Annotated in this window: 10 protein-coding genes; 1 reads left to right on the forward strand and 9 read right to left on the reverse strand. The window is 33.9% G+C overall.

What is annotated here, in order from left to right; all coding sequences use genetic code 11:
* The coding region (locus C9J37_RS26630; protein WP_167397451.1) for a recombinase family protein at nt 1-347 on the reverse strand (347 nt) is incomplete at its 3' end.
* Between the two features lie 209 nt (nt 348-556).
* Between C9J37_RS26630 and C9J37_RS26635 the strand changes: the two genes are divergently transcribed.
* Entirely contained in the window at nt 557-772 is a 216-nt protein-coding gene (locus tag C9J37_RS26635; protein ID WP_107897808.1) for a helix-turn-helix domain-containing protein, read from the forward strand.
* On the opposite strand, the gene C9J37_RS26640 is transcribed toward C9J37_RS26635, so the two are convergent.
* From C9J37_RS26640 to C9J37_RS26680, 8 genes are all read right to left on the reverse strand, one after another.
* Nucleotides 769-1,590, reverse strand: coding sequence for a replication initiation protein (locus C9J37_RS26640; protein WP_107897809.1), 822 nt, complete (start codon nt 1,588-1,590; stop codon nt 769-771). The two genes, C9J37_RS26635 and C9J37_RS26640, sit on opposite strands and share 4 nt — an antisense overlap.
* Nucleotides 1,591-2,126: 536 nt before the next feature.
* Complete coding sequence (locus tag C9J37_RS26645; protein WP_107897810.1) at nt 2,127-2,546, reverse strand: hypothetical protein; 420 nt, start codon at nt 2,544-2,546, stop codon at nt 2,127-2,129.
* Between the two features lie 13 nt (nt 2,547-2,559).
* Nucleotides 2,560-3,894 (reverse strand): hypothetical protein, encoded by a 1,335-nt coding sequence (locus tag C9J37_RS26650; protein WP_167397452.1) that lies wholly within the window; start codon nt 3,892-3,894, stop codon nt 2,560-2,562.
* Between the two features lie 558 nt (nt 3,895-4,452).
* A complete protein-coding gene (locus C9J37_RS26660; RefSeq protein ID WP_235617266.1) occupies nt 4,453-4,968 on the reverse strand; it encodes a hypothetical protein in 516 nt (171 codons plus the stop codon).
* A gap of 639 nt (nt 4,969-5,607) precedes the next feature.
* Nucleotides 5,608-6,051, reverse strand: a complete 444-nt coding sequence (locus C9J37_RS26665; RefSeq protein ID WP_107897814.1) for an SMI1/KNR4 family protein — start codon at nt 6,049-6,051, stop codon at nt 5,608-5,610.
* A gap of 27 nt (nt 6,052-6,078) precedes the next feature.
* On the reverse strand, nt 6,079-6,681 hold the full coding sequence (locus tag C9J37_RS26670; protein WP_137067773.1) for a hypothetical protein: 603 nt from the start codon (nt 6,679-6,681) through the stop codon (nt 6,079-6,081).
* 242 nt (nt 6,682-6,923) lie between these two features.
* Entirely contained in the window at nt 6,924-7,466 is a 543-nt protein-coding gene (locus C9J37_RS26675; RefSeq protein ID WP_107897816.1) for a T6SS immunity protein Tdi1 domain-containing protein, read from the reverse strand.
* Nucleotides 7,467-7,480: 14 nt separating this feature from the next.
* Nucleotides 7,481-7,717 carry a polymorphic toxin type 15 domain-containing protein gene (locus C9J37_RS26680; RefSeq protein WP_235617264.1) on the reverse strand — a complete coding sequence of 79 codons (237 nt, stop codon included), beginning with the start codon at nt 7,715-7,717 and terminating at the stop codon, nt 7,481-7,483.
* Nucleotides 7,718-8,232: the final 515 nt, after the last annotated feature.

The following is an 8,232-nucleotide window of genomic DNA, read 5'->3' on the forward strand; positions in this document are numbered from 1 at the left end:
TGCTCAATCGCTTTCACATCTGCGTTATATTTTTTCAACTCTCGTTGTATCAATACTTTTGCCATATCAGAGCGCCACAAACGAGACGTATTTAATACAATTACTTGGCTCACTTGATGATATTCTAGATCTGCCAATAGCTTTTGCAAGCCTTCCCGCTCAATAGTTAATCCATCCTCATCAACTGTCGCTCCGCTGAGTCCTCTATCCTCATATATGTGAAGCAGTTGTAGCTTATTTTCGTCACAATACCTCTCAATTTCTTCTACTTGATACGCTAAGCTATATCCTTCACGTACTTGCCCTTCTGTTGAAACTCGTACATAACCAACTACTTTCTCTTTCATAATGCCCCTCCCGTTACAGCAATTAAAGTCCCTGTAACGCTTACCCGTTTTTTGCGGATAACTTGTGTGTAACGTCTATCCGTTACAACATACTGTACGACCTTACCCAAATTTTGCACAACCCTTTATTTTACAGTCGTTTTTTCTCTAGTAGGGTCGTACACTATAAGTAACCGTTACAATCAAAAAAAAGAGGTGGTGTTTTTATTATGTCTTCTACTATTCGTCTACGTCTCAATGAAATTTTAATTGAAAAACAAATGAGCCGTCGGCAACTTGCCAAGCAAGCCTCATTGCGTCCTAATACCGTCAATGATTTATGTACTCAGCCCATACAACGTCTGCATCTAAGTACTCTTTCAGCTTTGTGCGACACATTACACGTCTCTATCCAAGACCTACTTGTATTGGAGATAAACGATTAACTTACTCGAAGAACAATTGAACTTGGTTCTTCTATCAATCTTTTCCACTCCACCCTTGCTAATTCGTCGAAGTCCAATCGATACTGATTCGTAAGGGTCTTTTTTATTTCCCTCCGTATATACTGTGTATACATATCTCTTCCATCTCGCATGCTAGCTACCCGTTCTCGTTGCTTCTTCTTAAGTATTTGCCAATCTGTCACTACAACCGCAAAATAATGTACATTCTGTTTTGGTGGATGTTTCATGAGGTCTTTAAGCAATACTTGCTCATTTACCTTATACACAACTTCTATTCGGCTTAATTCATGTGCTAAATAAATTCCTTTATTCCTTGCTAGTTCTAGCCGTTTATCATAAATCCTACAGTAACCATTCTGTTTACGTTGGTCGCCTCTACCAAAATAGCGAGTTGTATCAAAGTGTGTCATAACCCTTCGTGCATCTGTCGGTATTACCACTATATTTTCCAAACCCGTTCGTATATCATACGCTACATCACAGCTCACAAATTCTACTCGGCTTGCCCGCTTCCCTATCATCTCTAGTATTTCTCTGAAATGTGAGTAATGCTCTGGCCTTGTTTCAATCCTTAGGGTATGTAAGTGACCTTCTGTTTCTCTAAAGTTTTTAAAATATAGATGAATGTATACATCGTCACTTTTCCGCATGTGCAGTTCATAGCTATATGTTCCACTATAAATCTTCATTTTCACTTTATATTTCTGCACTCCCACCATATAAACACGTAAAAATGCCGAATGTGGTACATCCTTATAATCTATAACAAATTTATCTATTGAAACCTCTATTTCCATCGCATTTTCTTCCCCTTGTATAAAATTTAATACTTAGTACACTAATTAAATAATCGTAATCCGTATTTAAACATGCAAAAAAAGCACTTGTCGCCTGTTATAGACAATCAAGTGCTTTAAGTTTATAAATTTTCTAAGTTTATTAATATTCGCAAGTTTTATAAGTTAGTTTAATATTGACAGTATGACATCTTTTTTACCACATGGCAAGTGTAACGTTTAAACCCTTTAGCTTGTTTAATCTCGTGTGTTTGTAATATTCTCGCTCTTATTGCTTTATTGTTAAAATAGCACTTCTTGATGGCCTAGCCTTCATGAGTTATTAATTCAAATTCAAGGATATCTTTAACTGTACACAATTAAAAAACTATTTATATCCTTGTTTATCGCCACGAGCTTTATCATTCTCGTTAGTTTGTTAGTTATTCCATATTTATACTACCCTTTCAATTTAAAAGGTCTCGCCCAATTTTCGTTCTTTTCTCGCTATCCTTGTTCTTATTGTTCAATAAATCTTCCAGATTAAACTTGATATGTTATTTTAACTCATTAGTCTGCTTATCAAGCAATAGACAGGAGATTTTTTTCGCTCCAACAAAGTAATATTTTTCACTATCGAAACCTTCAGCAATGAACTTAAAAATATAATTACCTTTATCCACTTCAAATTTATCTGTTAAATTCTCTATTTCTTCCTCAGTAGCTAATCTAATTACGGGATATGATGTATCTGTTTTCCAGCCAAAAGGCAGAGAAACAAAGTGGACTTGCTCAAAATTAATCTCAATATTAACCTTCTTTGTGGTATTATCCAACCGACCTATAATTGTTAAATCCCATCCATTTGATAAAGCAACATCAAAATCCATCCATAGCTCTTGAGAAGCATATTCATTGATTCGCGTTATTACTTGAAGTACTTCATCTTCATTCATAAAAAATCTTTGTTCACTCAATATTATCACTTCCTTATCTATTTAACTGAATATGCGTATCTCTTGCAGCCTCTTCATTAAATAAAGGGTTCGGCCGCCCATCTTTATGCGTTTCCTTTAATGTACTTTCATGGTGCCATTTCCCATTAGAATCCATATATTCTGTTCCGTTACCAGGCTTCTGTCTCCCCACTCTATAAATACTTCCCGATTTTCCATACTGAGTTTCAGCTTCGTGAGCTCTTATCTCGTATTTATAATCACCATCAACCCACTTTTCTTTGAATCTTCCAGGTAATTCATCTAGCCCTTGTCGCTTCATTACTTCATCTAAGAAATCTTCAGGGTTAGTTGTTTTAGTCAAATCAACTTTACCCGTACCCTTAGTCTCTTCAGGCTTCTTAGGATCTTTACCCTTTAGTTTCCCTACTTTAGTTACGGAGCCAACGCCTTTTGTTCCAACAATAGCTGTCGCTGTGGTTAGCTTTGCATTTGTCATCCACTTAGATCTTGTATAGGCATTGCCGTTGAGTACATCTTTTTCGTACGAGTCTTTTATTGCATTCCCTATAGATTTTGTCGTTTCAATCGGGTGGGATACTGCGGTCACTAGATTATTGAGGACACCTCCAGGGTTGGTCACCAATTCTTTTAGTTCGCCGTATGTATTTTTCAATACATCAACCGTTCCATCTAGTTTGCCTTTTTCTTTTTGAGCTTTTGATAAAAGCAGATTCTGGCCTGTTAGTATGGCTTTTTCTTTAAAGCTCATGTCCTTACTTGGCGTTTGCAGTTCCATGGTATTTAACGACTTGTAGGCTAGTACGGCTTCTTTTGAGGCCGTTTTTGCTTCTTTCACATTTTGTTTAGCCTGATTATACACTTCTTTTGTCTTTTGTTTGGCTTGACTATACACTTCTGTTGTTTTTTGCTTGGCTTGACTATACACTTCTTTCGTCTTTTGCTTCGCTTGACTATACACTTCTTTCGTCTTTTGCTTCGCTTGGTTATACACTTCTTTTGTTTTTTGCTTCACTTTTTGACAAGTATTTTTGACCGCTAGCACCGCCGCTTTTGCGTAATTCTTAACATTCTTCACTGATTTAGTTTTCTTTACCTTATTATAGACTTTGCGTGCCTTGGTAAAGATTTTACCCAATATACTCTTTTTCTTCTTTTTTTTCTTTTTCTTTTTCTTCTTTTTCTTCGACTTCGGTTGGTTCTTCTTTGAAGACCCTTTCTTGTTGGAGGATTTTTTAGAGTTTTTCCCCTTCTTCGACCCTCCGCCCTTTCCTTTTTTCTTGCCACCTGCGGAGCCTACTTTTGGAATCATCCCCAGCATACTTCCCGCTATTCCTAAAAGACCCATTAGACGTCACCCCAGCTTTCTTTTTATACCTCATCCATGCTGATATGTAAACTTACTTGAACCTATTTAATATATAATTCCTCCAAATAACATTTTAACATATAATTAACATTTTCCGTTTATTATTTTCCCCTGTTTTTTACCTACTCTTGCTAGATAGATATTCTTTTATAGTTCTCTTCACTTAAATCTATTTTGCTTTACTTCAGCTATGTCTACCCCTGACCTCCAATACTGTTTGGATAGAATTCGCTACTAATTCGAATCAAATGGAGCTTTTCTTTATTTCCGTCGCCTATTCTTCTCCTTGTGTGATAATTCTTTAATAAAAGTTAATACTTAGTAAACTAATTAAATAATCGTAATCCATATTAAACATGCAAAAAAGCACTTATCGCCTGTTATATGCGATCAAGTGCTTTAAAGTTTTAAATTTTCTAAGTTTATTATTATTATTTGCAGATTAAATAAGTTATTTTAATATTAACAGTAATAAGATCCACCCTTTAACTTTATATCCTTTTATTAGGTTAAATAGATGATTAGATTTATTTATTATTATAGAATTTTAGAAAATTTTGTACCGTCAAATTCATATCCCCAGCCATCGTCTTCCAATATAGAAGATTTTAAAAAGGGTTCAATACTAGGTAATGGATAATTGTAGTCCAACATATGACAAATGAGTATTTGTAATGATTCTAAACTTCTTTCTCCATACCCACTAATATTAGTATAAGCATGACTTACCCCAAGTTCGTGAATGTCTCGTAGTAAAATATGAATGGATTCATCAATATTTTGATAAAGTCTATACAAGCATAAATACTCATCTTCACTTATTCGCTCAAAATCTTCATCATATATTTTTGTTTCCATTAAATTTTCAGGAATTAATTCAGCCGTAGCTGAGTTGCAATCTTCTAAATTACTTGAATTTGTAAACTCCCATAGGTATCTTAAAACAATCTTCCAATCTTCTGAAACATATTTTAATGATATTAATGCATTTTCAAAACAACTAACCCCGTATGCCACTCTACCTCTAAATGAAATATGTTTAAATCTCTCCATATTCAACCCTAATCTCCTCCTTTATACCATCCCGTCAATACATCTGCTACATTTCCTTTAAAGGTAAACGTACAATGTTCTTCCCCTTGTATGCTAATATTAAATTTAACACTTAGTAAATAATCGTAACCTTTTCAATTTACGTATTTAAACATGCAAAAAAAGCACTTGTCGCCTATTATAGACAATCAAGTGCTTTAAGTTTATAAATTCTCTAAATTTATTAATATTTGCAAGTTTTATAAGTTATTTTAGTTTTGAGCGTATGACATCTTTTGTACCGGTTGGCAAGTGTAACGTTTAAACACTTTAGCTTGTTTAATCTCGTGTGTTTCGTCCCTATGATATCCATGAGTGGTCCCTTGTAAGTAAAATGTCATCTCGCCTATTCTCGCTCTTATTACATTAGCGTTAAAATAGCACTTCTTGATGGCCTAGCCTTCATGAGTTATTAATTCAAAATAAAAGAAAAATCTGTTCCAACACCATTATAGATTCTTTCCGGTTTTCATATCAACTGCAGCAGTAACAGAAATACAAAAAGCTAATTCCTTTTTATCTTTCGAGTTGGAATAAGCTTTTTGCGAGATTATCAAATAATTGTCAAGTTAAGATCATTATGTTATTTAGACTCTTCTATCAATCGTATAGGGAAATTAAAAAATCTGATAAAGTATCACTGACCTTATTAAAATCTTCTAATTCTAAACTTTCATCATAACAATATACCGCTGGATCGTCCCCATCATTTAGATTAAAAAACCAGAACATATATCCTTGGTGCATCATAAATATAAACTGATTATCTGTGAGTATTTTTATGGAGTTATTTTCCTCCAAAAGCTCAATAGCCCACTCTTTTAAATCAAAAATATACTTCATGGAATAATCCGTACCAACTAAAAATTCAATTCCATTACCAGCTTTATTCATAAAATCCAAATAAGTTTTAGGAAGTGTTCGAGTTGGAGATAATTTTACTAATTTTGAGATATCATCCTTACTGCAAGGTTTCATTGGATAAGAGTCGTTCTCTAAGGATGCCAAGAAATCCTCTATATTACTACTTTTATTAAAGTTCATACTAAATCTCCTCCATATTCTACTCATCTAATATTTGTACTCTCGTAATATTAATGTTTGGAAAATCCTTTTGAAATTGATCAATAATATCATTACAACTTTGACAAATCGCTTGTGAGAAATGATTTCAATATTACCATTAACATTTGGAGTATCTTTGTACTTTTCCCTAAGATGCTCAATCATTTTCTGCTCTGTATCATTTAACCTGCCATTCTTATCAGAACCACTGTATTTATAATAGTTTTCTGAAAGTTTACTAAAATTATCCTTATGATTAGGATTCGCTGGATCTATTTTTCCACTTACTGATTCCAAATCAATCTTTTCACCGTTAATTTCACCTTTTGTAACAGCGGCATTTTTCCGTTTTCCAGCATTATATTTATTAAACACATCATCAATCTGTTTCTTATCTTGATCTTTTGCTTCCCTAAAATTTCGAAGGTTACCACTTGAACCACCTTTATCCGCACCCTTAGTTCCCTCAGCAGGTTTACTATCTTTTGCTGGTGGTTTGGAACTATTCGATGGTTTTGGATTCGGCGTTGGCTTATTTTTCCCGACTGTTCCCGTATCCGTTATTAGGCCAACGTTCACACCAGCAAACTCTAACTGCGGTGTTCCCAACTGACGCAATTGGTCCTTTACTTCGGCTACTTTGGTTTGGAACCTATCTTTTACGGTGTCTAGTTGTTAATTACTTTTTCTGTTACTTGGCATTATTCGCCTTTTGAGCTATTTCTATAGAATATGAATAATGTTTTGCTCTTGCTTTTATTCTTAGGGAATGTAAGTTTTCAAAACAAAAACACCTGTTGCCTAATAAGGCAATCAAGTGTTTATATAATTCTGTAATATACTCCCGAATATTACTGAACTGGTCCCATAAATTCAGTAATAATAAGAATATGTTCCTTCAGTTTGACTTTTTTTAAATTCTCTACTTTTTCTGCTCCACCTAAACCTAATAGAGGCGTATAGCCGAAGCACTCATCATAATCCAACTCACTATATTGTTTAAGGGCTTCGGGATAAGGTTGCCAAGACAAATCTTCATCTTTAAATTCCAAATCATTAATATTTTGAAAGAAAAACTCAAATGAAAACATAATTGTCTTTACCAAACCATACCTGTAATTAAGTAGTCTAACATATCCATCTGACCAAATAACTAGGTCACCCATACCTGTAGCAAACAACACAACTGAATTCTTGTATCTTTGACTACTCTCCTCCAAAATCTCTTTAAATTCCTCTGGATTTACACTTTTAAAATACCCTTGCATAAATGTACCAAATCCATAATTACTCCATAAATCAATAATTACAATCGGTACCAATTGCCTATATTTTTTAATGATTTCACTTGGAACTTTATTATGCAATTTAAAATCTTTTAAATACATTTCCATTTAAACTCCTCCCACTAATGTGTTAATTTCACATTCAAATAAGTATTTTTTAGTTGTTCTGGTGTCATACTTTTTGCTGATTCCTTGATTTGTTCATCAACATTATCAATCCTATACCACCTTTGACTACCTATTGATGAATTAATTCTCTTATCTCCCAAACCTCCTATTATTTCTGCCTTTCCACCTGCTATCTGGTCTGGGTCATTCTGTTTCCCTAAAGTTTTTAAAATATATATGAATGTATACATCGTCACTTTTCCGCATGTGCAGTTCATAGCTATATGTTCTACTATAAATCTTCATTTTCACTTTATATTTCTGCACTTCGACCATATAAACACGTAAAAATGCTGAATGGGGTATATCCTTATAATCTAATACAAACTTATCTATCGAAACCTCTATTTCCATCGCTTGTTCTTCCCCTTGTATGCTAATACTTGTATAAAATTTAACACTTAGTAAATAATCGTAATCTTTTCAATTTACGTATTTAAACATGCAAAAAAGCACTTGTTGCCTTTAATTGACAATCAAGTGCTTTAAGTTCATATGTTTTTAAGTAGCATAAATTTGTAAGTTTTGTAGTAACAGTATGACACCTTTTGTATGTCATGACAACTACTACGTTAAAACTTACGAGTTTGTACGAGTTCGTTAGTTTCATGCCCATTCCATGTGTTTATATTCACCGCCATGTAAAATGTCATTTCGCCTAAGCTCGTACTTCGTTTTCTATTCTATCATTGCACACAGTACCCCA

This window comes from Lysinibacillus mangiferihumi (genome assembly GCF_003049665.1).
Classification (GTDB): domain Bacteria; phylum Bacillota; class Bacilli; order Bacillales_A; family Planococcaceae; genus Lysinibacillus; species Lysinibacillus mangiferihumi.

Bases quoted from the DNA above. Each gene is read 5' to 3' on its own strand.
- C9J37_RS26635 (WP_107897808.1), top strand. From the start codon at position 557: ATGTCTTCTACTATTCGTCTACGTCTCAATGAAATTTTAATTGAAAAA.
- C9J37_RS26640 (WP_107897809.1), bottom strand. From the start codon at position 1,590: ATGGAAATAGAGGTTTCAATAGATAAATTTGTTATAGATTATAAGGAT.
- C9J37_RS26650 (WP_167397452.1), bottom strand. From the start codon at position 3,894: ATGGGTCTTTTAGGAATAGCGGGAAGTATGCTGGGGATGATTCCAAAA.
- C9J37_RS26660 (WP_235617266.1), bottom strand. From the start codon at position 4,968: ATGGAGAGATTTAAACATATTTCATTTAGAGGTAGAGTGGCATACGGG.
- C9J37_RS26665 (WP_107897814.1), bottom strand. From the start codon at position 6,051: ATGAACTTTAATAAAAGTAGTAATATAGAGGATTTCTTGGCATCCTTA.
- C9J37_RS26675 (WP_107897816.1), bottom strand. From the start codon at position 7,466: ATGGAAATGTATTTAAAAGATTTTAAATTGCATAATAAAGTTCCAAGT.
- C9J37_RS26680 (WP_235617264.1), bottom strand. From the start codon at position 7,717: ATGTATACATTCATATATATTTTAAAAACTTTAGGGAAACAGAATGAC.